We start from the raw sequence: 23,524 nt of genomic DNA, 5'->3' as shown, positions 1-23,524 counted from the left end.
TGCGAAAACCCGGCGGAGCAAATGTTGCTGCTCTTACACCGGGTTATTCCGGGTTGGAAGTTTCGCTAAGTGGTTGCGGGGGTAGGATTTGAACCTACGACCTTTGGGTTATGAGCCCAACGAGCTACCGGGCTGCTCCACCCCGCAATCTGATTGTAACAAGCTTCGGCTGGTGGGGTCAAACCAAGGCAATGCGTACGCATCCCTTTTAGAATCATGTAGAAAGAGGATTTCTGGGTGTTTTCAAGCTATACTGAGTTCACTTTTCTTCGGGCGCTTGCTGAAAGCGGGAGATATCCATGATCAGCTTGTTGAAATTAGACCGGTCTGTGCCAGGAAATGCCCCCTTTCTCCGCGCTGCATTGCTGACGGCTTGCGCGCTTGGCTTCGCCGTGACCGCTCATGCGCAACAAGCCCATGAAACCGGCGCGGCCGCCGCAAAAACAACGTCGCGAACCCCGCCCTCAGATGCCCCGGCGGCGGCTATCCCCTACGATCCAAGCCAGGACATCACCAGTGGAAAGGTTTCCGGCCTTGCAGTGATCGATAAAGTGATTTCCAGCGGTCGCGATCCAGTGTTCCGGGCCGACGGCTATCGCCTCCAAATCACACCGTCAACCGATCTGTTCTTTTCCGGCCAGCTCAACTCGCTTGCCGACATCACCACCAACGTCTGGGTCCAGTACGAAGGCAAGTTCAGCCCATCCGGCGACGTTGCCGTCTCCAAGGTGACCTTTGTCCCTGCCGGACCAAGCAAATTTGTCGCCCTCGCGCACCTGAAAGTCTCCCCGGCCACCGTCGAGTTCCCCAACACGACACCGCCCGCACAGGGCGCACACAAGGAAAAGCTCCGCTACAGTGATTCGGAAAGCCGCTTTCGCGCTATCGACGATCCCGCATTGCAGGCGAGGGTGCAGCGAATCGGCATGAGCCTCGTACCCGCCTATCAAAAAGCGCTCCCTGACGATCACCCGTCGAAGATCCGCTTCCAGTTTTACGCCGTCGATAATGACAAGCTTCGCGGAGAAGTCTGCTCACCCGACGGCCTGATCCTGCTTCCGAAACCGGTCCTCGAGCGACTCAAGACAGACGACCAACTCGCCGCCATCCTCGCAGACGGCATCACCGCGAATTTCCAAAGACAGGCAGTCCGGCTTTCGAGCGCCACCCGCGCAGCTGTCGGTGCTGAAATCGCCGGTGGCGCGGCTGGGCTGGTCATTCCGGGAGTATGGCCTGGGACCTGGTTCGGTTCGAACATCGCCGATGGCCGCCTGGCCCTCATTCTGCAGCGCCAGCGCAATCGCATGACTCTCGCTCTGATGAGCGATGCAGGATACGACTTAAAACAGGCTCCGGAAGCGTGGCGGCTCCTCACACCAAAAAGTCTGCCTTCGGACACCAGTTCTCTCAAGTACCCCGACCAGAGCCTCTACCTGCAAAAACTCATTGAGGCTCAATATAACCAGGCTGCAACAGGGACAGGCCCGGTAGCGGCGACTCGATAGGAACTACCAGGAGCCGCCGGCAGGAAACAACGCCCACAACACATCCTGCGGCTCCGGACGAACGCGAAAATCAGCGTGCGCCTCGGCAAACAGCACCCGCCCATCCTGCCCGATCGCGTACGTCGCCGGCATCGGCAACCGCCAGCTTGCCTCGCCGTTCAGGAACGGCAGATTCACCAGAATCGATTTCAAATAGCGCTGGTGATACTCGGGCACCGTGTACACCAGCCCGAACTGCTCCGCCACCTTTGCCTCAGGATCATGCAGCAGCGGAAACGCGAGCCCATGCTGCTGCACGGCAAAATCCGACTGCCGCTGCGTCTCCGGTGAAATCCCCACCAGCAGCGCGCCCTTTTCGCGAAGCGGCCCATACAGGTCGCGCCAGGTCTCAAGCTCCGTCACGCAGTACGAACACCATCGCCCGCGAAAAAATGAGACGACTAGCGGCCCGACCGCCAGCAGATCCTGGCTCTTCACCAGCCGGTTCGCAGAATCCCGCAGCGTAAACTCCGGCGCCTTGGCTCCCACCGGCAGGATGCGATCCTCGATCCCCGAAGCAAACAGCTCTTCAACCGCCCGCTCACCCACCGCGAGCCGCTCCGCCTGCACCAGCTTCCGCGTGTTGGCAGTGATCTCGTCGAGTTGGTCCTGAAGACTGGTCATCTGAATCAAGTGATTCCGCCTGCTGCAAGCCGGGCTTACCGCCCGAACTTCTGCTTCCCGCCCATCAGCCCGGCCATGCCGCCGCGCATCATCTGCTTGGCCATGCCGCCCTTGCCCATCTGCTTGAACATCTTGCTCATCTGCGAATACTGCCTGAGCAGCGCATTCACATCCTGCACGTCAACTCCGGCACCGGCAGCAATGCGCTTGCGCCGCGATCCGTTGATGATGTCCGCGTTCAGGCGTTCCTTTTTCGTCATCGAATTGATGATCGACTCCAGCCGCGTGAACTGGCTCTCATCCACATTTTTCGAAGCCTGCTGCAATCCCGCAAACGGCCCCACCGAAGGCAGCATCTTCAGAATCGACTCCATCGACCCCAGCTTCTTGATCTGCCGCAGCTGATCGCGAAAGTCCTCCAGTGAGAAGCCGTCGCCCAGCAGCGCCTTCTTGGCAAACTCTTCGCCCTTCTTGCGGTCCAGCACACCCTCGGCGCGCTCCAGCAGGCCGGCGATATCGCCCTGCCCCAGAATGCGCCCGGTAATGCGGTCCGGATGGAACGGCTCAAAGGCATCCGGCTTTTCGCCGACGCCGATAAACTTGATCGGCTGCCCCGTGACGTGACGGATCGACAGCGCCGCGCCACCGCGAGCATCGCCGTCCATCTTCGTCAGCACCACACCCGTCAGGCCCAGCCGGCGGTGAAAGTCCTGCGCCGAATTCACTGCGTCCTGGCCAGTCATGGCGTCGGCCACAAACAGGATTTCCTGCGGGTCGAGCAGCTTCTTCAGCCGCTCCATCTCCTGCATCAGCTCTTCGTCAATGCCCAACCGTCCGGCAGTATCGACGATCAGCGTGTCGCAACCCATGATGGTCGCCTCGCGCCGTGCCTCTTTCGCCAGCCGCTCCACCAGCGCCGATCCTGCAAGCTCGCCCTTGGTATCGCCCTCGTAGATGCGCGTCTCGGTCGACTTCGCAACCACCTTGAGCTGCTCGCGCGCCGCTGGACGATACACGTCGACTGACACCAGCATTGGCCGGTGCCCGCCCTTCTTCAGCCACACCGCCAGCTTGCCCGAGGTCGTCGTCTTACCCGAACCCTGCAACCCGGCCATCAGGATGACTGTCGGCGGCTTGGAAGCAAATTTGAACCGAGCCGTATCCTTGCCCAGCAGCTCCACCAGTTCGTCGCGAACGATCTTGACGATCTGCTCGCTCGGCGAAAGCGCCGTCATGACCTCGGTCCCGATCGCCTTGGCGCGAATGTGGTCGATCAGGTCCTTGACCACGCCCAGGTTCACGTCCGCTTCGAGCAGCGCCACGCGGATCTCCCGCAGTGCCTCGCTGATGTTCTCTTCGGTCAACACGCCCTGACCACGCAGGTTCTTAAAGGCGCGCTGCAGTTTCTCTGTCAAATTCTCAAACATTGTTTTCCCACTTTTCCGTCCCTTCAAGTGTATCGCGGGCCGGCCCACCTCAGAACATCGGCCTCGGAAACGACGTGCATGCGACAATTCCCGTTCAAAGAGACTAGAATTCCCCCGAATTCCAAGAGGGCCCCATGCAAGCAAACAAGTCCAAAGATTTCCGCAACTTCTGCGCCACACTCGTCCTGTCCTTAACAGTTTTCGTAGCCGCCGCCGTCGCCCAGGCACCCCACACACCCACCCCCGCAGACGTCCAGAAAGTCGACGCCCTCATCAAGCAGATGACCCTCGAAGAGAAGATCGACTATATCGGCGGCACCGGCTTCGGCCTCCGCGGTGTGCCCAAACTCGGCATTCCCGAGCTCAACATGTCGGACGGGCCCTATGGCACCCGCTCGAACTCCGGCTTCCCGTCGACCACCTACGGCGCCGGCATCAACCTCGCCGCCTCCTGGGACCGCAAGCTCGCTGCCCGCGTCGGCGGTGGCATTGGCCGCGACGCCCGCGCCCGCGGCGTCCACTTCATGCTCGGCCCCGGCATCAACATCTATCGCTCCCCGCGCAACGGCCGCAATTTCGAGTACTTCGGCGAAGACCCATTCCTCACCGGCCAGATCGCCTCCAACTACATCTCCGGCATGCAGCAGCAGGGTGTCAGCGCCACCGTCAAGCACTTCCTCGCCAACAACAGCGAGTTCCTCCGCCACGATTCCGACTCCATCGTCGACGAGCGCACCCTGCGCGAAATCTACCTGCCCGGCTTTGAAGCCGCAGTGAAACAGGGCCACGTCTCCTCGGTCATGGACTCCTACAACCTCATCAACGGCACCCACGCCACCCAGAACAGCTACTTCAATATCGACATCCTGCGCAAAGAGTGGGGCTTCACCGGCGTCCTCATGTCCGACTGGGACGCAACCTACGACGGCATCGGCGCAGCCAACGGCGGCCTGGACGTCGAAGAGCCCTCCGGCAAATTCATGAACAAAGAGAACCTGCTTCCCGCCATCAAGGCCGGCAAAGTCACCGAAGCCACCATCGACGAGAAGCTCCGCCACGTCCTGCTCCTCGCGGCCTCCTACGGATGGCTGGACCGCGCTCAAAAGGACACCAGCATCTCCTTCACCGACTCCAGCAACAAGGCCGCCGCACTCGACTCCGCCCGCGAAGGCACCGTCCTTCTGAAGAACACCGGCGCTCTCCTGCCGCTCGACAAGCCTAAGACCATCCTGGTCATCGGCCCTGACGCCTACCCCGGCGTCCCCGTCGGCGGAGGGAGCGCCGGCGTAGTTCCCTTCCATCAGGTCAGCGCCTTCGAAGGCATCTCCAATGAAGCCGGCACGGCAACCACCGTCCTCTACGACCGCGGCCTGCCCACGCTTTCGCACCTGGCGTCCACCACCAGTTACACGACGGAATCCGCCGGCGGCAAACCCGGTCTCACCCTGGAATCCTTCAGCAACACAACGCTCTCCGGCACACCCAAAGTGACCACCGTCCCCCACGTCGTCCTCGCCGGCCTGAGCCTTTCCGCGATCATTGCCAATCTTGAAGCTCTGATGGAGCAGCTTTTCGCAACACCGCCCAGCGAGATATCCCACCGCTTCACCGGCTACTACCAGGCGGCGGCAGCGGAGAAATACGTCGTCGCGCTTGAGTACTCCGGTGAGGGAAATGGATGCCGCCTCTACGTCGACGACAAGCTCATCTTTGACAACTGGACGGTCGTCCGGGCCTTTCAACCCACCGTTACGCTCGACCTGGCCGCCGGTCCGCACAAAGTCGTCGTGGAGGAATGGCAGAAGAGCCCCGTGGGAGGCCATCTGTTCCTGGCCATCACCCCGCAGGACAAAATCGTCAACCCCAGCGCCATCGCACTCGCGAAGAAGGCAGACGTAGTCCTGGTCGAAGCCGGCTACTGGCCAGACAACGAAAGCGAAGCCGGCGACCGCACCTTTGCCTTGCCGTTTGGACAGGATGAGCTCATCCGCGAAGTAGCCACCGCCAATCCGAAGACGATCGTAGCCATCACCGCCGGCGGCAACGTCGACTCCGAAACCTGGATCGACAAAGTCCCCGCCGTTCTGCAGAGCTGGTATGGCGGCCAGCAATCCGGCCAGGCCCTCGCTGAAATCCTCTTCGGCAAGATCAACCCCTCCGGCCACCTGCCCGCCACCTTCGAGCGCCGCGCAGAAGACAACCCCACCTTCGCCAACTATTACCCAACCGGCGACTCGATCAAGGTTGAATACAAGGAAGGCATCTACGTCGGCTATCGCGGCTACGAAAAGAACCACACCGAACCGCTCTTTCCCTTCGGCTTCGGCCTCTCCTACACCACCTTCAAGTTTTCCAATCTGAAGGTCTCCCCAACCTCAACAGGCGCGACCGTCACCTTTGACCTGACCAACACCGGCAAGCGCGAAGGCGCGGAGGTCGCCCAGGTCTACGTCACCGAAGACGCCCCAAAGATCGACCGTCCAGCCCACGAGCTAAAAGGCTTCGAACGCGTCTCGTTAGCCCCCGGAGCAACGCAACACGTCTCCATCCCACTCGACAGCCGCTCCTTCTCCTACTACGACGTGACGCAGAAGAAGTGGACCATCGGCTCAACGAAATTCACCATCTCCGTAGGCGATTCCGTAGCATCGCTCCCGCTCAAAGCCAGCCTCACTCTGACCAGCACCAATCACTAGCCGCACCCCACGCAAAAAAGGCAGGAGCGAATCAAACCGCTCCTGCCTTTGCTTTTTAGTTGTCATTCCCGAAGGGAATCTGCTGTTCCCTCTGCCAAGGAACCTAATCCCACCCAATCCACCGCAGCACCGGCCCCCAATAGGGCAGTAGCGGCAGCAGATAAGGCTCGTTGTGCCCAACCCCCGGCACCACGACCAACTCCGAGTCCTGGCCACAGCGGCCATGCAGCTCGCGCGCCATCTGCACAGGAAACAGCGAATCCGCCGAACCATGCACAATCATCACCGGAACGGCGCAATCCCCCACCGTAGCCGCCGAATGCCAGATCGGCGGCACCGCAAACCGCATCCATCCCGGCCAGCCACCACTTAAGGCCGCATCGCGAAATGAGGTAAACGAAGCGCACAAGACAAGGCGTGCAGCTCGCACCCGCGAAACCACCGCGGCAGCGATCCCGCTTCCCAGCGAAAACCCCATGATCGACACCGGCAGTTCAGCCACCTGCGCTTGCAAAAAGGCAAACGCGGCTTCAGCATCCCGCTCCAGTTGCGCAACATCGATATGCCCCGTACTCCGCCCATACCCCGAATAATCGAAGACCAGCGTAACCGCCCCATGCGCCGCCAAAAACTGCTGCGTCGCCAGCCAGTACTCCACCGTCTCGCCAATCCCGTGGCAAATCAACAGCGCCGAATCCGCTCTTTCGACCGGCGTAACCATCACCGCGTCCAGCACATTCCTGCCGCTGGCAATGCGATGCCGCGTCACAACAGACTTTGCGGCAACCTCGGGAGCAGCCTCCGGCAGCCGGCCCATCCACCGGTCCCGCGCCACAATGCCTTTGCTGAGGCACGTCAGCGAGAGCGTAAACAACCACCGATGCGCCCTGCTTGCCCTGCCAGATTTCCCTGCCAACATTCCTTCACGTACCTTCCGTATTCATCAAATTTTAACAGGAATGCAGCACCAGAAATTTGCCCGCGCCCAACCAACCCTTAGTCGTGCATAATGGTCCGCGGCCTTCAACCCACAGGAGCACCATGACTCTGCAGCCCAACCGTCGCAGCTTCCTCATCGCCAGCGGACTCACCGCGCTAGCTTCCTCCCGCGCCTTCGGGGCTAACGAAACCCTGCGCCTCGGCATCATCGGCCCCGGTGGCCGCATGGGCACTCTGCTCGATTGCGCCGACCGTGTCGCTCCTGTCGAATTCGTCGCTGTCAGCGATGCCTACAAGCCCCGCCGCGACGCCGTCGTCGAGCGCTCCGTCACGATGGGCTCCAACCCGGCCGCCAGCCATCTCGACTACCGCTCCGTGCTCGACAACAAGGAGGTTGACGCAGTCCTCATCGCCGCCCCTGACCACTGGCATCTCAAGATGGCCACCGACGCCATCGCCGCCGGCAAAGACGTCTACCTCGAAAAGCCCGTCACCCACACCATCGAAGAAGGCGCTGCCCTCACCAAGGCCGTGCGCGGGTCCAATCGCATTGTCCAGTGCGGCATGCAGCAGCGTAGCTGGGACCACTTCCGCAACGCCGTCTCCCTCATCCAGTCCGGCAGCCTCGGCAAAATCGTCCAGATCCGCACCTACTGGTGGCAGAACTATCAGTCCCCCTATACCAAGAACCCGACGTGGACCTCCTCCAACCACCCCGTCGACATCGCCAGCCTCGACTGGAAAGCCTGGCTCGGCAACGCCCCCGACCAGCCGTTTACCAAGGAAAAATTCTTCCACTGGCGCTGGTTCTGGAACTTCGGCGGCGGCGCCATGACCGACCTCTTCACCCACTGGATCGACGTCGTTCACTGGGCCATGCAGTCCGACACGCCGCGCGACGTCCAGATGCTCGCCGACAAGTACGTCTTCCTCGACTGGGACTGCCCCGACACCATCCAGGCACAACTGCGCTACCCTGCCGCGAATGGCAAAAACAATTTCGACGTAAGTTATCAAGGCATGATGGCCAGCAGCATCGATGACGGCGGCCTCGAATTTCGTGGCACCGAAGCTACCCTGAAGCTCACCCGCAGCGGCTTCAGCCTCTACCACGAAGGCGTAGGCGGCAAGGAAAACCCGGTCCTCGCAGAAACCAGCCACCGCGACGGCACCATCGACCACATGCAGAACTTCATCGACTGCGTAAAGTCCCGCAAAGAACCCAACGCGCCAGTGGAAACAGGAGTATCCGCAGCCAGAGCAGGCCACATCGCCAACCAGGCCTACTTAGGCAACGGCCACCTGACCTGGCCAACAAAGTCATAGGCAGATGTAAGACGTCTTAAGGCGTGGTTGTCTTCTTGTTTGTCATTCCCGAAGGGAATCTGCTTCTGCCGTCTTCTGTTCTGCCGAAGTGAGGCGCTCCAGTCCCAGGCAGTCTCACGCGCCGACGCTTCACCCAACTGACAAAAACACTACGAGCAAGTCGATAGCCCACACCCCACCGCCCACCACGATCCCCACCCAGTTCCACCCCGTCAACCGGGCATTGCGATCATGTTCCGGCGCTTCCAGTGCGTTGATGCGGTTCCCATATGCCTGAATGAACAACAGCGGAAGAAAACTGAACAAAGACAGCAAGACCAAAGGCTCAGGAAGTAGCGCACACAGCTTAATAAGCAACCAGACAAGGCTCAACAGCGCAATCGGCGGCGCGGGAACAACGGCTCGGCTGGCGCCATAAGCCTTGATCCGCGCACAGCACGCGAAGCAAAAGAAAATACTGAAGAGCGCTCGCAACGAAGGGCGAATATCCAGATCTTCACGCACCCGGATGCGCTGCCAGTTGCGATAGAACCAATAAAACTCGTAAAGCCCAAATGTAGCCAAATACATTAGCGCCAGCTTCCAGACCGGCACCGCGAAAAACGGTGGCAGCGGCTTGACCGCTACCACCGCAATTGCATCTGGAGCAGCGAGCAAAGCAACGCCGCAATGCCCACACACAGTCTCTTCGCCAGAGACCAACCCACCACACGAAGGACAGTTCACACGTGCCTCAAAGCCTCGCGGCTATCGACATACCCAATCAATCCGCCGGATCCACCAGAAACTGCTCCAGCTTCCCATCCGGATACGTATACGTACTCAACGAAAGCCGCTTCCCCGGATACACAATCCGGTACACCCGCAGCGTCATGCCGCCCCGCAGCTGCTCTCCGCGCTTGGTAAACGACAGCGGCTCACCCAGCGGCCCCAGGCTGTCGCGAAAATCCGCCACTGTCTGCTCCGAAAAATAATCATTCAGATTCGGCGCCAGCAGCGAGCGATCGATCTTCCCGTGCTGTAAGTCCGTATACATCGCCAGCGCCTGCTTTTCCTCCGGAGACTTCTCACCCGAACCGGCCACCAGCGAGCCCACCAGCTGCGCAATCTGCTCCGCGCCACCAGCCATGTGGTTCGTCAGCACGACGACAGCAACACCATCATCCACCAGCACTTCGTTATCGGAAACAAACCCCGTCACCTCGCCCGAATGCTCAATCGAACGATGGCCATCTTCCTCCGTCACCTCAACGCCAAGACCATAATGCGTGCCCTTGCCATCCTTGAGCTTCACCTCGGTAAACATCTCTTTGTAGCTCTCCGGCTTCAGCACCGTTTGCGCAATCAGGCTCTCGTCCCACAGCGCCAGGTCATGCGCCGTCATTGCCAGTTCGCCCGCTGCAAACATCCAGCCGCGGCCTTCCTTCGGAGCCAGCCGCAGCGGCCCCAGCGCCGCCCGCACATAGGGCGTAGCATCGGTCGACGTCAGCTTCGTTTCATCGGAATCCCATACCGACTTCATCCCCAGCGGATGAAAGATATGCTCGCCCAGAAACTCCATCAGCTTCTGCCCGGAAACCTTCTCGACGATCAACCCGGCAATCACGAAATTCGTATTCGAGTACTGCCACTTCGTTCCCGGCTCAAAGTCCAGCGGCTTCTTCGCCCACGTATCCAGGATCTGCTGCGCCGTCTCCGGCTTCATCATCGGAGTCATGAGATAGTCTTCCGGCCAGTAGTCCTGATACCCCGCCGTGTGGCTCAAAATCTGCCGGATCGTCACCTCATCCCCACGCGTCAACCCCGGCACATACTTGCCGACAGCATCGTCCAGCGAAAGCTTCCCCTGCTCCTGCAAGAGCAGAATCGCAGCCGCGGTAAACTGCTTCGAAACCGACCCAATCGAGTACCGCATCTCCGGCGTAGCCATCTTCACCGGCTCCAGATGCGCCTTCCCATAGGCATGCGTGTAGACCAGCTTCCCGCCCTTCACCACAGCAATCGAAGCCGACGGCACACCACGCGCCTCGAGCACCTGCGCCGCCACGCGGTCGATCCTGGCGCGCAGCGCGCTATCAATGGTATCGACCGTCTGCCCATAAGCCGCGCTGTTCAAAGTAAATCCGAGCACACACAGGACAGCAGCGCACATTTTCTTCATGATCCGATTCTTCTCCTCGTTCTCACTAAGCCAATCTATCAGCAGTACAAAAACTCCCCTGAAGAACGGAACACGCTTTCCACTTCCGCGTCACGTTCGCCTCAACTGCCGTGGAAGCTCAGCGCCATCGCTCTCCCGGAGCACTGACATATTGCCGCCACACATAGCCCCACGGAATCAGAGGTAGAAAGATCACCACCATCAGCACAGAGATCGCATCCGCCTGCATCGCGTCACTCAGCTGGTGCGCTCGCCACAGCGGCCAAACAAAAGCCGCCAGATAGATCGCCTTCCAGATCAGTTCGAAAAGCAAGAGCGGAATCATCCGCACCGGATACCGCAAACCCAACACTGCGGTGAGACCCAGCCCAGCTAGGAGGCTGAGTCGCACGCCCGAGGTCTCGGCGGTCGCTGATGTATGCGTGATCACGTTTGGCCAGATGAAGGTTCCCAACCCGGCAGCAAGGATCAGATAACTGAGTCGCAGCGTATACATCCGCCAAAGTGGCACCGTTGCTTCCGAACGCGACCGCAGCCAGTCTCTTTCCTCCGCTTGTACCTGGAGCATTTATCCCTCCCCAACACGTGCCCAGGACTACGCAGCGCGGCGTCGCCGAGTTCCTGTCCAATATACGCCGGCGCCCACCAGATTAATCACCAACCCCGCCCCACCCACCTTAGCCGCGTAGCTCCACGAACTGCTCACATCCACGATCGGCACCAGCGAAAGCACCGTCTGCGCCACCGTCACGATCAATCCCAACACAGCGCACACCTTCAACCAGAACCCCGGCGCCTTCCCAAACCGTTTCCCGGCAAACAGCGGCACCGCAAACATCGCGCAATAGTAGAGCCCGAACAGCAGTTGCCCGCTCGTAATCAGTAACTGAAACGCCTCCTGCCGCCCCGCATTCACGCTAGCCAGCACGCTGAAAACCGCTGCCGTAGCCACAATCACCACCAGGCTCTTCACCGGCGTGCCAAACTTCGGATGCAGCTCCGTGAACCACTTCGGCAGTAAGTCGTCCCAGCCTGCCACCAGCGGCAACCGGCTTGTCTCCGCCGTAATCAGCGCATAGGAACAGATGGTGTAAGCCGCCAGCGCCAGGATCATCGCCCGCCCCACCCACACGCCCGTCCCACTGCCGCCAAAGGCCGCCGCCAGCGTCTGCGGAATCGCCCCTGCCAGATCGATCTCCCCCGAAGGCACATAGGTCAGCATCGACCCCGTCATCAACACATAAATCACCACAATCGCCGGCGCCGCAATCCACGCCGAAAGCACAATCAGCCGCCCCGGATCGCGCATCTCCCCGGCAAAAACCGCCACCTGCTCCAACCCGCTATACGCGTTAAAAGCAACCTTCGTATACAGGTTCAGCGCCAGCAGCGTGAAGGCCGGTAGCACGAACGAAAAAGGCACCTGCGGATTCACATGCGGATGCGCCGCCGTAGCCGCCGGATGCCACACCAGCAGCACGCAGAACGTCAGCGCCAGAATCACCATCATCCACGCGCCAAAGTGGCTGATCCATTTTCCAAAATGAAAACCGACAACATTGATCGCCAGCACTCCACCCAGCAGCACCCCGTCGATCGCCAGCGTTAACGGCGTGCTATTCACCATCCACGCCGCACTCGGCCCCAGGGCATAGCTCAGGCTCGTCACCGTAAGAATGCCCAGCTGCGACACCAGGAAAATTGCGTAGAGCGCATAATTCCACGCGCTCATAAACCCCGCAAGCGGCCCCAGTGCAAACTTTGCCCACTGGTACACCCCGCCCTCGATCGGCCATTGCAGCGCACAGTACCGCACCACGAAAGCCTGCGGCAGAAAGAAGATCAGGATGCCCATGATCCAGATCGTCGGATGCGTCGAACCCTGCTTGGCCGCAATTCCCGCCCAGCTCACGCCCACCATCAGCAGGATCTGCATCGGCACCAGATCCCGCAGCCGCAGCTCTTTCTTCAGCCCTTGTTCAGCATTGACAGCAGATGTACTCACGCGCCTCCGTCTTCAACAAGAATTGGCGTGCCCGAATATGTGCATTGAATCACATCAACCTTCGCGCACCAGCGTCAGCACAGTAATGTCATCATCCTGACCAAACGCCTGCGCTGCATCGGCAATCTCTCCAGCGGTCTTCCGCGCCATCGCCGCTACACGTTCAAACCCCAGCAACCCACCACCCGCCGATCGCGCCTCCACCACCCCATCTGTCATCAGCGTCACCTGCTGCCCCGATTGGAGCATCACCCTGCTTTCCGAATACGGCATATCCATCGCCAGTCCCAGCGGCAAACCATTCTCCATCTCAAGTTCACATCCGTCCACGTAAGGAGCGATGTGTCCGGCATTGGCAATCGTCATCAACCCACCCCGGTCCACGTGCATCACCAGGCATGTCGTAAAGCCGCCGTTGCTCCGTCCGATCATGTGGCGATTGATGGCCGCAAGTATCTCCGCTGGGCTCTGTAGGTAGTCTGCTAAGGCACACACGTAGCCAACCAGCAGCGAAACCTGCATCGCAGCAGGAAGTCCCTTCCCGCTCACATCGCCGATGACCACCAGTGCGCCGCCGGCCACAGGCAGGATCTGAAAGAAATCCCCGCCCACCTCACCGAACGGTCGATACACAGCGGCAATCTCAAAGCCAGCCACCGCCGGAATCTCCTCCGGCACCAGCACCTGCTGCACCGCTTTTGCCGACTCAAACTCAGTCGCCAGCCGGTGCTTCTCTGCCCGGTCGCGCATCAGGACTCGTGCAAAGACAATCAGCGTTGTAGCGCCCAGCGTGGTCAGCGTCAACGCGGTTAAGCGAACACGCCATCCACCGATCACCATGAAATTGCTCTGGCCGGTCAAGCGAGATACCGTCGGGAAGATCGTGATTCGTACCAGAAGATGCAGGGACAAGGCCACGGCAATCAACCGCTCCACCCGTCCGCCGCGCCGGAACCCCTGATAGATCAGGATCCCCAGAGGTATTTCCGATGCCGCGCCAAGATCCCGAAGTCCCCTCAAGGACGGCACCCACGCCCCCACAAACACCAGACAATAGAACGGCCAAAAGAGACGCGTCCAACGGCGATCCCGAATGCTCAACGCCTGCCCGGCCACCTCTACAATCACGCCCACAGCCAGCGCGCGCAGCGTCCAGTCGATCGGATCCGCTCCGGCATACTCCATGAACTGTTCCAGGCCCAGCAGCACATAGAAGAGACTTAGGATGCGAAACACGCGGAAGTCCCGAGCGACCCAATACAAAGAAAGAAAAGCGATTGACAGCGATAATTCGAGAGCCCCCAGAATCAGGTCCGGACTCTGGTGCAGCCGGTCCGCCATGGACATCGGCGTAAACAACGGATTGAGTGAAATCGGAAACGCCGCCGTAAGCAGCACAGCGGGGGTTCTCGCACCACCCAAAATCCCCATCTCTAAGCCCCCACCCGCGCCAGAGTCAGCACCGTAATATCGTCATCCTGCCCAAAGGCCTGCGCCGCCTGCGCAATCTCAGCCGCCGACTGGATGCTCAACTCCGCCATGCGTTCAAACCCCAGGAGCGCCCCATCCTCCGCCCGCGCCTCCAGCACTCCATCGGAAAGAAACGTCATCCGGTCCCCCGCAGCCAGAGTCGCCACCGTTTCGCCATACTCAGCCCCGGCAACAATCCCCAGCGGAAACCCCGAATCCACCACCACTTCTTCCCCATTCCGATACGGCGAAAGATGCCCGGCATTGGCAATCGTGAGCTTGTCATTTTCCAGCCGCGCGCAAATGCAGGTAATAAACCCGCCATCCTGCGCCGCCCCAATCTGCTCGTTCAGCCGGCGCAGTAACTCCGCCGGTCTCAGACCTTCCGCCGCCAGCGTGCGAATCGCCCCAATCGCCAGCGCCCCCGTCATCGCCGCCTTCAATCCTTTGCCGCTCACGTCGCCCACGATGACAAGCGTTGAATCATCCTCCTGCGCCAGCACCTGATAAAAATCCCCGCCGACGTCATTTGCGGGCAAATACGCCGCTTCCAGCGCATAGCCCGGCACGCTGGGCAGTTGCATCGGCACCAGCCGCTGCTGCACCTCGCGCGCCGCTGCGAACTGCACTCGCAGCTCCGTGCTGGCGCGCCATTGCCGCCATCCGCCACGCATGAGCACCCCCGCAACAGCAAACTCCCAGAGCAGCAGGCCAGTACTGAAGATCGAAATAACCACGCCACCCAGCACGATGGTTTGATCTCGGATCAATTGTTCGGTAAAGGGTGTGCTTGCAAAAACCACCAGCACAGCAGCCATGAGCCGCCGATTTTTCCTGGCAAACAGCCCCCACAAGGCACCAATGAATTCAATGACGCTGCGAAGATCGAACAGGCGATCCTCAAGAGTCTCGCACAGAGCCACCACACTCGTGCCCTGGTGCGCCCAGTTGAACCCCACCATCGCCATACATCCAAAAAACGACGCCGCGAATCCGAGATATTTCCAGTAACGCCCGCCCAAAGCAAGCGATGTCCAGATGAATTCCAGCAACATCAGGGAACCGACCAGCATCAGCGGGAAGTAAATCAAGATCCACACGCGAGTGGGGATCGGCAGAAATCCGGCCGAGGTCGCATCCTGAAAGACAATGGTGAGCGGCCCAAGCAGCAGGATCAGCGCAAACAGTCCCAGCTCGCGCCGCCGAGTCGCCACCCAGAGCGCCAGAATGCCCAAGCCAAGCAGCAGTAGCAGCAGACTCAACCCGTATTCAACGGATTGGGCTACAGCCGCCGTCCGCCGCGCATCCCGGTCCCGGAGAGTCACCACGTCCAACCGGTCGATCACCACGCGCGATTCGCTCGTAGCCCCGTCGCGATACGCTGGCGGAAGCCAAATCCGCATAGCCACCACGAACGCTTCCCCTGGCCTTTCCAATTCCTTCGCCCGCAACGGAAACACAGCCTGCCTCGGGGACACAAGCGACTCCGCATGCGGTGGGAGTCCTCCATAGCCGCCCAGTAGCTTCCCATCCACAAAGATCTGCCGCGCTCCGCGCTGCTCGCCCAAACCCTCACACAGGCACAGCGCCAGCGGGCCCAGCGGGCTGGTCGAGTTGCCGAAGCCGTGCGGCAGCTGCACATGAACCCGCACCCAGATCATGCCGTCCGAGTCGAACGCGGGCGTAGGCCATCGCCCCTCCGGCGCAATCGGCCAGTGACTGTCGTCCAATCCCGGATCGGCCCACCGCACGTCATCGCCAAAGTGATACCGCGTCCCCGGCGCTGCTATCCAAGACTGCGCCAGCGCTGGCGGTCCCAGAAGCGCTATCCCAACCAGCACCGTCGTCAGCCAAAGCTTAAACATGGCTCACCTCGTCGCTCGCGAACGTAACCGTCAGCACCGTAATATCGTCATCCTGCCCAAAGGCCTGCGCCGCCTCCGCAATTGCCTCCGCAGACTGCGCCGCTATCCCAGCGATCCGCGCAAATCCAAACAGCTCGCCGTCCGCACTGCGCGCCTCCAGCAGCCCATCCGTATAAAGAGTCAGTCGATCGCCAGCAGCCATCTGCAATTCGGAACACTCGTATTCCATAGCAGGCGCAAGGCCCAGCGGCAGCGACGGCACAATCTCCACTTCCCGCCCGTTGAGAAACGGCGGCAGATGCCCCGCATTGGCAATCACGCACCTCCCCGCCGCATCCATGCGCATCGCCAGGCAGGTGGCAAAGCCGCCGCGCAGACGCCCATGCAGACGGCGATTCAGCGCCTCCAGCATCGCCGCCGGATCCTCCGTCGCCTCAGCCGTGCTGCGGATCGCTCCCACAATCATCGCCACCGCCATCGCCGCCGGCAATCCCTTACCACTTACGTCGCCAATCACCAGCAGCGCCGCATCCTCCGGCAGCGGAATCAGCTGAAAGAAATCCCCGCCTACCTCCTGCGCCGGCCGGTACGCGCTCGTCACGGAATAGCCAGCCAGCGCCGGTAGCGCCTCCGGCACCAGCACCTGCTGCAGCGCCTGTGCGCTGCGGAACTCCTGCATCAGCGCGCTCTGCCGTTCGCTCTGCTCCGTCGAATACCGCCACGCCGCATACAAAAGGGAGATCAGCAGCAACGTAGACGCGATCGTAGAAACGGTCACCGGACTCTCGCCGATCTTGAACAGCGGCGCTCCCATGAATTCAAAAAAGCTCCAGTGCGTCCAGCGTTCGCCAAGCCCGCCAATATCCTCCACAGCCTGACGCAAGTCGCTCAAGAACACGGCAACTGCCAGAATCCACCGCGCCAAATCCAGCCGCTTGCGTAGCGCCGCCAGCACCAGCACAATGCCCCAAAGCTCCATCAGCACGGCAGGCACAGTCACACCCACATCGATATGCAGAAACAGATGATTCGGCCAACTCGTCCAGTCAAAAAATTGGCAGACCGTATCCACCAGGTCCAGGCATAGCGCCGTCACCCCAATAATCCACGTCCATCGCACCAGCCGCGGACGGTCCTCCAAACCCAGCAACGCGATCAGCAGCATCCAGACGGCCAGATCGTTGATTGCCACCGTCGGCCCGATCAGCGCATAAGCGAGCTTGAACGATACCTGGTTCCCGGCAACTCCAACCAGATACACCTCAAACGGAAACGCCATCGCCAGCGCCAGCCAAAGCAGCATCCGCTGCCTTCGCTGCTTACGATTGCCCAGCCAGATCAGCAGCGCCACCACGGCAACCAGGGCTGATACCCGCGCCACGGCCATGTTCAGCTGCGTGCGCTGCATACTACGGTAGACCGCTGCAGTCGCCCGTCCCTGCACCGCCTCCAGGCTGCCTACGCGGGGCATGTCGATCCCGCCCTCGTTTTCAAAGCTCAAATAGACATACGGAGCCTTCCACACCCGAATCGCCAGCACCCCGCTCCTCGCCGGTCCCAGGTCTATCGTCAGCGGGGTATGTGGGGCAAAGCCGTACCAGACGGGATTCGGCGGCACCCTGCCGTAACTGCCCACCTTCACCCCGTTCCAGTACACCTCCGCCGCGCTGTCCACATTCGGCAAGTACAAGCCCAGATGCCAATTCGCCGTCTTCTCAATCGTCGCGTCCAGCACCAGTTCCCGCCGGTACCACGCGAACCCCGTGTAACCCGGATGCCCCTGGCTCTCCCAGTCCCGACCCACCAGAATCGGCTGCCAACCCGAATCGTCAAAGCCCGGCTCAGCCCACCTGAGATCATCGCCCGTGTGAAACTTCCACAGCCCGTCCACCGGTAAAGTCGCTCGCCCCACGCCGGCCAGTTTCAACGGGCCGCCTGTTGCCTGAGCGTAAGTCGGCACCGCGCCGCCTATCGCAGCGAACAGGACAAACAGAACCGCAAAGAACCGCGGAAAAACTGCAAATCGAGGCATTGCACCCAACTATATCGCAGCACGAGACGAACGCACCCCCTCAATCGCCGACATGCGCTACGCTATCCAAGGCAGTAAGTTAGCGGAGGACACGAACCCATGGCAGACAAACCAATCGACCATATCGAAACACTCATGGAAGGCCATCGCCGCTTCCTCAGCGACGTCTTCCCGCAGAAGAAAGCCCAGTACCATCTCCTCGCCGAGATGCAGGCTCCCGAGTGGCTCTTCATCACCTGCTCAGACTCTCGTATCGTCCCAGACCTCATCCTGCAGACCGGCCCCGGCGACCTCTTCATCACTCGCAACGCCGGCAACGTAATCCCCGTCACCGGCAACGACATCGACGGCTGCACCGCCACCATCGAATACGCGGTGGAAGTCCTGCACGTGAAGCACGCCATCGTCTGCGGCCACTCCGACTGCGGCGCGCTTAAAGCCGCCATCAACCGCCCCGACCCCGCCAAGCTCCCCAAAGCCAGCCGCTGGCTCAACCACGTCGAAGGCGCCTTCACCCATAAGCAGCCGCTCAATCCCGCAGACGGCGAACACGCCGAACTCGCATCCATCATCCGCGGCAACGTAGTCGCCCAGCTAAATAACCTCCGCGCCCAGCCCAGCGTAGCCCGCGCCCTCGCTCACAAAAAGATCGAAATCCATGGCTGGTACTACGACATCCTCACCGGCCGTATCGAGCAGTACGACGAGCAGGAGCGGAAGTTTCTCCCGCTCCTGGGCTAGCTGTCTTTCGGCTTGACCGACATAGACCCCAAGCGCGAAAGCGTAAACATTGACCTTATCCAAGCAACCGTCTTTCGCCTTGACGTCTCTGTTGACGCACGAAACAATGCCGCTGATACATCGCCGTGAAATCCTTCTGCATCCCATTTCTTGCATACACTTTCAGAATTGAGAGCGAAAGTGCATCCCACAGGCTTACTCAGTTTGGCGACATCCGCAGATTCGTCGAGAGCGCCGTCTACCGCGCCCTCCATCTCTCCGTCCAGCCGCATCTTTGGCACGGGTGAGATGGCCGACCGGGTACGCGCCTTTGACTGGTCCGCCACCCCCCTTGGTCCGATCGAGTCCTGGGCAGACCCCCTGCTGACATGCGTCAACCTCGTGCTTTCGTCGCGTCATCCCATGTTTCTCTGGTGGGGTCCCGAACATATCCAGTTCTACAACGACGCCTATCGTCCTTCCTTCGGGGAAGGAATGCATCATCCCAGCGCTCTCGGTCAGCCGGGGCGCGAGTGCTGGACCGAGGCCTGGGACCAAGTCGAGCTTCGTCTCAACCTCGTTGTAGAGCAGGGAGAAGCTACGTGGTATGAAAACCAGCTTGTGCCGATCCTCCGCAATGGCCGGCTTGACGAAGTCTACTGGACCTGGAGCGACAGCCCTGTTCGTGATGCCGCGGGCAACATTGTCGGTGTACTGGTCACATGCACTGAGACAACCGACCGCGTGATCGCCGGGCGCGAACTCAGTCGCAGCCGCGAGCGGCTCCAGCTTGCCCTCGAAGCCGCGGATCTGGGGATGTGGTCCTACAACCCTGGTGACGACACATTCACCGCCGACGCCCACATGCAACGTATCTTCGGCGCCCCTGAGCCCACCGGCGGCCACGACTTCTGGCAGCAGTTGCTCCATCCAGATGATCGTGAACGGGCACGCGAAGCGTTTGCCGACGCTATTGCGGGCTTGCGGACGTACAACCTTGAGTACCGAATCCTCCACCCCGAAGGGGTACGATGGATTCGCTCCAAGGGCAAGGTCCTCGCAGCCGAAGGCACAACCAAAGGCATGTTCGCCATCGTGGAGGACATCACCGAAAGCAAGCTCGCGGAGATCGAACTGCAGGCCAGCACGCGCGATCTGCGCGAATCGCAGCGTATCGGGAAAATGGGCTCATGGCGCCTGGTGCTGGCCAGCGGCGAACTCACCTGGAGCGAAGAGGTCTACCATTTGCTGGATCACGATCCCAGCCTGCCCGTGCTCAACTTTGCCGAGCGCCCCGAGATCATGGAGCCCGATAGCCTGCGCCGTTTGGAGGCTGTCGTGGCCCAGTGCATCGCCACCGGCCAGGCCTACGAGATCGATACCAAAATGTTTATTCCGACCACCGGAAAAGCGGTCTGGTTTGCCACCCGTGGGGAAGCCGTATTCGACCCGCAGGGCAAAGTAGTGGAACTGCGCGGGACAGTACGCGACATTACCGACCGCAAGCTCACCGAAGAAGCCCTTCGCGACAGCGAAGAACGCCTCAGGCTGGCTCTTTCCGCCGCCCGCGATATGGGCAGCTTCGACTGGGATATCCAGGCCGACCGCTGCATCGCCGATGCCCGCTTCTGTGCCATCTTCGGCCTCGACCCGGAACTCGGCAAACATGGCCTCACGATGGCCGCCGCGCTGGCCCATATCCATCCCGAAGACTGGCCGGAGGTTGAACGCCTGGCCCGACTCACGATGGATACCGGCGAAGACTTCATCAAGGACTATCGCGTCCAGACGGCTCCCAATGTCCTGCGTTGGGTCTCAGCTCGTGGCAACTGCATTCGCAACGCTGAAGGCGCGCCGGCACGCTTCACCGGGGTGATCCTCGACATCACCGAGCGCAAAGTCACGGAACAGGCTCTGCTGCGCTCGGAAAAGCTGGCAGCCGTCGGCCGCCTCGCCGCCTCCATCGCGCACGAGATCAACAATCCTCTCGCGTCCGTCACCAACCTGCTTTACCTGGCAAAAATGACCGCCGTGAACCCGAATACGATCGAGTATCTAGACATAGCGGAGCAGGAACTGAGCCGTGCCTCGGCGATCACTACCCAGACACTTCGCTTTCACAGGCAGTCTAGCGGTCCTACGGAAGTCACTTGCGACGATCTGCTCACCAGCGTCCTGGCAATTCTGCGCAGCCGACTGCTCAACACCCAAGTCACGGTCGAAATGCGTAAGCGAACCAACGGGCCGGTCCTCTGCTTTGAAGGAGAAATCCGGCAGGTCATCTATAACCTGCTCATCAATGCCGTCGATGCCATGCAAATCCGCGGTGGCCGCCTTCTCGTGCGCAGCCGTGAGGGTCACGACTGGCCCTCCGGCCGGCGCGGCCTGATCCTGACCGTCGCGGACACGGGCACCGGCATCGGCCCCCAAACCCTCACCAGGATCTTCGAGCCCTTCTACAGCACCAAAGGGCTCGCCGGCACCGGCCTCGGCCTCTGGATCAGCAAAGAGATCATCGACCGCCATCATGGCCAGTTGCGCGTTCGCAGCTCCCAGCAGCCAGGCCACACCGGCACAGTCTTCACCATCTTCCTGCCATTCGACAACGCCATCCAATGACGTACTGAATTTTCTCGGCCACTCGGCTAGAACTGCTTTTCCCGTGCGTTTCCTTCCTTCCAAATCAGAGAAAGGATGTCGTCCTGAGCAAAGCCGAAGCACCTGCTTACAGCCCAGCTCCAACAATCCGCAAGGCCTCCCCAAACCGCGGCGACCAGGCATTCTCAAAAACCTGATTCAAATGCACCCGCCCATCACGCGACCCCAGAGACAAAGACACCATTGCATCGAAGATATAAGTAAGCAGCCGCATCAGATAGAACCGCGCACTCTGAGCAGCATCCGGCGAAGCTCCCAGATAAGCCCGCAGATACCGATATTCCTCCGCCTCATCCGCATCGATCATGTTCGCCATTTCCGCCAGATCCGAATACCGGGCATCTGGAAAACCCGCCTCCCGATCTGCGAGCCATACCCGCTCGCCATCGAAAAATACACCCTTAAGCCCCAGGAATTGATATTGGCAAAAAGTCCGCGGATACACCGCCCGCACCCGCTCATATACGGCAAACAGCCCTTCCATCTCATCCTCAGGCACGCCCTCAGCCCGGCGCACCTTCGCAAGAAACCCCTCCAGCTCGATCCCCTCCGTCAGCAGAAACGTGCAGCAAATTCGACGCACCGCCGCCGTCTTCTCCGCAGGAACCATTCACACCTCCTGCCGCCGGATAGCATCGGCTGAAATCAGCCGCGTCCTATCCATAAGGCAATCGTTTGTTGATACGCGGAATGGAGCAAAAAATCGAGTCTCGTTTTTTATGAGGAAGCTTGGTATCCTAATAGTAGAGAGATAGCTCGCCGCTCCCGGCAAGCTATCTCTTTTTACTTATCCCTAAACTGCTTCAACTGCAGCAATATCTACCCTTCCACCCGCGAAGGCACCACCGTAAACCGCCTCTTCAGCCGCAGAAACGGCCGCTCATACAGCTGGTACGAAACATGCGCCACCAGGATCGTCATCCCCAGCGCAATCGCCGTTCCCAGCCCGTTCTTCCACTCCCCTACGTGCAGCCACGCGCTCAACTCCGCCAGCCGCGCCTTGCCCACCTGGAAGACGAAGAAATTCATCGTCTCGTGAAAGAGATACAGCCCATACGAAATCCGCCCCAGGTACACCACCCAACGCGGCAGAAACCTCCCCGGCAGCCCCAGCAGACTCAAAAAGATCAGCACCGTCCCCAGCAGCACCAGGGCCCAGCCCACCGGCGCCTGCGCCACGGTCGAGTGCGGCGTATCCGCCTGAACGCCGAACTGGGTAGACGCCACAAACCAGCAAGCCACGCCCGCAAGCCACACAAGTAGCCGCATCGCAGGACGCCACTCCGGCACACGCCCCCTGAGATAAATCGAAAGCAGCGTCCCCGCCGCAAAGAACTGGAACTGCACAAAGCTGTTCGTCCACTGGCTGCTGAACCCGCCCCACCCATGCACTGCATACAGCGTTACCGCCACGTACGAGCCCGCCAGCAGCAGAAACGAAATCGCCTTCACACCCAGCCGCCTGCCATAAAGCGCAATCAGCGGCACCGCGATATAGAACTGCTCCTCCACCGAGATGCTCCACAGCGGATTCACCGGATATGCCGGCACCCACCCATGCACGCAGATCCACCAGTTGCCCGCAAACAGCGTAAACGCCAGCCACGCCGCCGGATCGCGCACCCCGGCCCACGGCACAAAGTGCACCAGCACCGCCAGCCCGTAGAACACCAGAAAATAAAGCGGCCAGATCCGCAGAATCCGCCGCATATAAAAGTCCCGCAGCTGGATCGTCCCAGTCCCGTCACTCTCGCGAAACAGCAGCTCCGTAATCAGAAACGCGCTCAGCAAAAAGAAGACCGGCACACCCAGATTACCCAACAGGCAGATGTTGTAGAGCCAGTAATGCTGCCCCTCATCGATCGGCACCCAGTCCATCCGGTGCACGATAAACACAATCAAGAAAGCAAACAGCCGCAGCGCATCCAGCTCTGGCCGGTAATACCGCACAATCGTGCCGTACCGCGTTACCGGAACATCTCTCATCAGCCTCCGCTCTGCTTCTGTATTTCTTTCTGTCATTCGCTTTCGGATATGCCGTTGCATTTTGTTGTCAT

General features: G+C 60.5%; 17 protein-coding genes and 1 tRNA gene. 5 read left to right on the top strand and 13 right to left on the bottom strand.

Features of this window, described 5'->3' with window-relative positions; genetic code table 11:
* Positions 1-70: 70 nt before the first annotated feature.
* A tRNA-Met gene (locus AC5S27_RS03015) sits at positions 71-147 on the bottom strand.
* Between the two features lie 152 nt (positions 148-299).
* Between AC5S27_RS03015 and AC5S27_RS03010 the strand changes: the two genes are divergently transcribed.
* Entirely contained in the window at positions 300-1,505 is a 1,206-nt protein-coding gene (locus AC5S27_RS03010; protein WP_493933102.1) for a M48 family metalloprotease, read from the top strand.
* A gap of 3 nt (positions 1,506-1,508) precedes the next feature.
* On the opposite strand, the gene AC5S27_RS03005 is transcribed toward AC5S27_RS03010, so the two are convergent.
* Together AC5S27_RS03005 and ffh are read right to left on the bottom strand one after the other, a co-directional pair.
* On the bottom strand, positions 1,509-2,168 hold the full coding sequence (locus AC5S27_RS03005; RefSeq protein WP_493933101.1) for a peroxiredoxin-like family protein: 660 nt from the start codon (positions 2,166-2,168) through the stop codon (positions 1,509-1,511).
* Between the two features lie 35 nt (positions 2,169-2,203).
* Positions 2,204-3,595: a signal recognition particle protein gene (gene ffh / locus AC5S27_RS03000; RefSeq protein WP_493933100.1), complete on the bottom strand. Its 1,392-nt coding sequence runs from the start codon at positions 3,593-3,595 to the stop codon at positions 2,204-2,206.
* A gap of 134 nt (positions 3,596-3,729) precedes the next feature.
* Here ffh and AC5S27_RS02995 point away from each other — a divergent pair, with 134 nt between their 5' ends.
* On the top strand, positions 3,730-6,291 hold the full coding sequence (locus AC5S27_RS02995; protein WP_493933099.1) for a glycoside hydrolase family 3 protein: 2,562 nt from the start codon (positions 3,730-3,732) through the stop codon (positions 6,289-6,291).
* 103 nt (positions 6,292-6,394) lie between these two features.
* On the opposite strand, the gene AC5S27_RS02990 is transcribed toward AC5S27_RS02995, so the two are convergent.
* Positions 6,395-7,165, bottom strand: a complete 771-nt coding sequence (locus AC5S27_RS02990) for an alpha/beta hydrolase (protein ID WP_493933098.1) — start codon at positions 7,163-7,165, stop codon at positions 6,395-6,397.
* 167 nt (positions 7,166-7,332) lie between these two features.
* Between AC5S27_RS02990 and AC5S27_RS02985 the strand changes: the two genes are divergently transcribed.
* Positions 7,333-8,556, top strand: coding sequence for a Gfo/Idh/MocA family protein (locus AC5S27_RS02985; RefSeq protein ID WP_493933097.1), 1,224 nt, complete (start codon positions 7,333-7,335; stop codon positions 8,554-8,556).
* A gap of 129 nt (positions 8,557-8,685) precedes the next feature.
* Here AC5S27_RS02985 and AC5S27_RS02980 read toward each other — a convergent pair whose 3' ends face one another.
* The 7 genes from AC5S27_RS02980 to AC5S27_RS02950 all read right to left on the bottom strand — a co-directional run bounded on the left by AC5S27_RS02980 (position 8,686) and on the right by AC5S27_RS02950 (position 18,089).
* Entirely contained in the window at positions 8,686-9,213 is a 528-nt protein-coding gene (locus tag AC5S27_RS02980) for a hypothetical protein (RefSeq protein WP_493933096.1), read from the bottom strand.
* A gap of 106 nt (positions 9,214-9,319) precedes the next feature.
* Positions 9,320-10,717, bottom strand: coding sequence for a serine hydrolase domain-containing protein (locus tag AC5S27_RS02975; RefSeq protein ID WP_493933095.1), 1,398 nt, complete (start codon positions 10,715-10,717; stop codon positions 9,320-9,322).
* Positions 10,718-10,835: 118 nt separating this feature from the next.
* On the bottom strand, positions 10,836-11,285 hold the full coding sequence (locus tag AC5S27_RS02970) for a hypothetical protein (protein ID WP_493933094.1): 450 nt from the start codon (positions 11,283-11,285) through the stop codon (positions 10,836-10,838).
* Positions 11,286-11,312: 27 nt separating this feature from the next.
* Positions 11,313-12,722: an APC family permease gene (locus AC5S27_RS02965; protein WP_493933093.1), complete on the bottom strand. Its 1,410-nt coding sequence runs from the start codon at positions 12,720-12,722 to the stop codon at positions 11,313-11,315.
* Between the two features lie 54 nt (positions 12,723-12,776).
* Positions 12,777-14,144, bottom strand: coding sequence for a PP2C family protein-serine/threonine phosphatase (locus tag AC5S27_RS02960; RefSeq protein WP_493933092.1), 1,368 nt, complete (start codon positions 14,142-14,144; stop codon positions 12,777-12,779).
* 11 nt (positions 14,145-14,155) lie between these two features.
* Positions 14,156-16,057, bottom strand: coding sequence for a PP2C family protein-serine/threonine phosphatase (locus AC5S27_RS02955; protein WP_493933091.1), 1,902 nt, complete (start codon positions 16,055-16,057; stop codon positions 14,156-14,158).
* A complete protein-coding gene (locus AC5S27_RS02950; protein ID WP_493933090.1) occupies positions 16,050-18,089 on the bottom strand; it encodes a PP2C family protein-serine/threonine phosphatase in 2,040 nt (679 codons plus the stop codon). Before AC5S27_RS02950 ends, AC5S27_RS02955 begins: the two co-directional genes overlap by 8 nt.
* Before the next feature lie 99 nt (positions 18,090-18,188).
* Here AC5S27_RS02950 and AC5S27_RS02945 point away from each other — a divergent pair, with 99 nt between their 5' ends.
* On the top strand, positions 18,189-18,830 hold the full coding sequence (locus AC5S27_RS02945; RefSeq protein WP_493933089.1) for a carbonic anhydrase: 642 nt from the start codon (positions 18,189-18,191) through the stop codon (positions 18,828-18,830).
* 204 nt (positions 18,831-19,034) lie between these two features.
* On the top strand, positions 19,035-21,428 hold the full coding sequence (locus AC5S27_RS02940) for a PAS domain-containing protein (RefSeq protein ID WP_493933088.1): 2,394 nt from the start codon (positions 19,035-19,037) through the stop codon (positions 21,426-21,428).
* Positions 21,429-21,534: 106 nt separating this feature from the next.
* Here AC5S27_RS02940 and AC5S27_RS02935 read toward each other — a convergent pair whose 3' ends face one another.
* Both AC5S27_RS02935 and AC5S27_RS02930 read right to left on the bottom strand, forming a co-directional pair.
* Positions 21,535-22,077: a hypothetical protein gene (locus AC5S27_RS02935; RefSeq protein WP_493933087.1), complete on the bottom strand. Its 543-nt coding sequence runs from the start codon at positions 22,075-22,077 to the stop codon at positions 21,535-21,537.
* Between the two features lie 209 nt (positions 22,078-22,286).
* Positions 22,287-23,453: an acyltransferase family protein gene (locus tag AC5S27_RS02930; RefSeq protein ID WP_493933086.1), complete on the bottom strand. Its 1,167-nt coding sequence runs from the start codon at positions 23,451-23,453 to the stop codon at positions 22,287-22,289.
* Between the last annotated feature and the right edge of the window lie 71 nt (positions 23,454-23,524).

Source organism: Acidicapsa borealis, from assembly GCF_059115245.1.
The sequence above is the reverse complement of the archived record's forward strand: the minus strand, read 5'-3'. Positions and strand labels throughout refer to the sequence as shown.

What these genes read in the sequence shown, in the direction of transcription:
- AC5S27_RS03010 (WP_493933102.1), top strand. Translation starts at nt 300, where the DNA reads ATGATCAGCTTGTTGAAATTAGACCGGTCTGTGCCAGGAAATGCCCCC.
- AC5S27_RS03005 (WP_493933101.1), bottom strand. Translation starts at nt 2,168, where the DNA reads ATGACCAGTCTTCAGGACCAACTCGACGAGATCACTGCCAACACGCGG.
- ffh (WP_493933100.1), bottom strand. Translation starts at nt 3,595, where the DNA reads ATGTTTGAGAATTTGACAGAGAAACTGCAGCGCGCCTTTAAGAACCTG.
- AC5S27_RS02995 (WP_493933099.1), top strand. Translation starts at nt 3,730, where the DNA reads ATGCAAGCAAACAAGTCCAAAGATTTCCGCAACTTCTGCGCCACACTC.
- AC5S27_RS02985 (WP_493933097.1), top strand. Translation starts at nt 7,333, where the DNA reads ATGACTCTGCAGCCCAACCGTCGCAGCTTCCTCATCGCCAGCGGACTC.
- AC5S27_RS02975 (WP_493933095.1), bottom strand. Translation starts at nt 10,717, where the DNA reads ATGAAGAAAATGTGCGCTGCTGTCCTGTGTGTGCTCGGATTTACTTTG.
- AC5S27_RS02970 (WP_493933094.1), bottom strand. Translation starts at nt 11,285, where the DNA reads ATGCTCCAGGTACAAGCGGAGGAAAGAGACTGGCTGCGGTCGCGTTCG.
- AC5S27_RS02955 (WP_493933091.1), bottom strand. Translation starts at nt 16,057, where the DNA reads ATGTTTAAGCTTTGGCTGACGACGGTGCTGGTTGGGATAGCGCTTCTG.
- AC5S27_RS02950 (WP_493933090.1), bottom strand. Translation starts at nt 18,089, where the DNA reads ATGCCTCGATTTGCAGTTTTTCCGCGGTTCTTTGCGGTTCTGTTTGTC.
- AC5S27_RS02945 (WP_493933089.1), top strand. Translation starts at nt 18,189, where the DNA reads ATGGCAGACAAACCAATCGACCATATCGAAACACTCATGGAAGGCCAT.
- AC5S27_RS02935 (WP_493933087.1), bottom strand. Translation starts at nt 22,077, where the DNA reads ATGGTTCCTGCGGAGAAGACGGCGGCGGTGCGTCGAATTTGCTGCACG.
- AC5S27_RS02930 (WP_493933086.1), bottom strand. Translation starts at nt 23,453, where the DNA reads ATGAGAGATGTTCCGGTAACGCGGTACGGCACGATTGTGCGGTATTAC.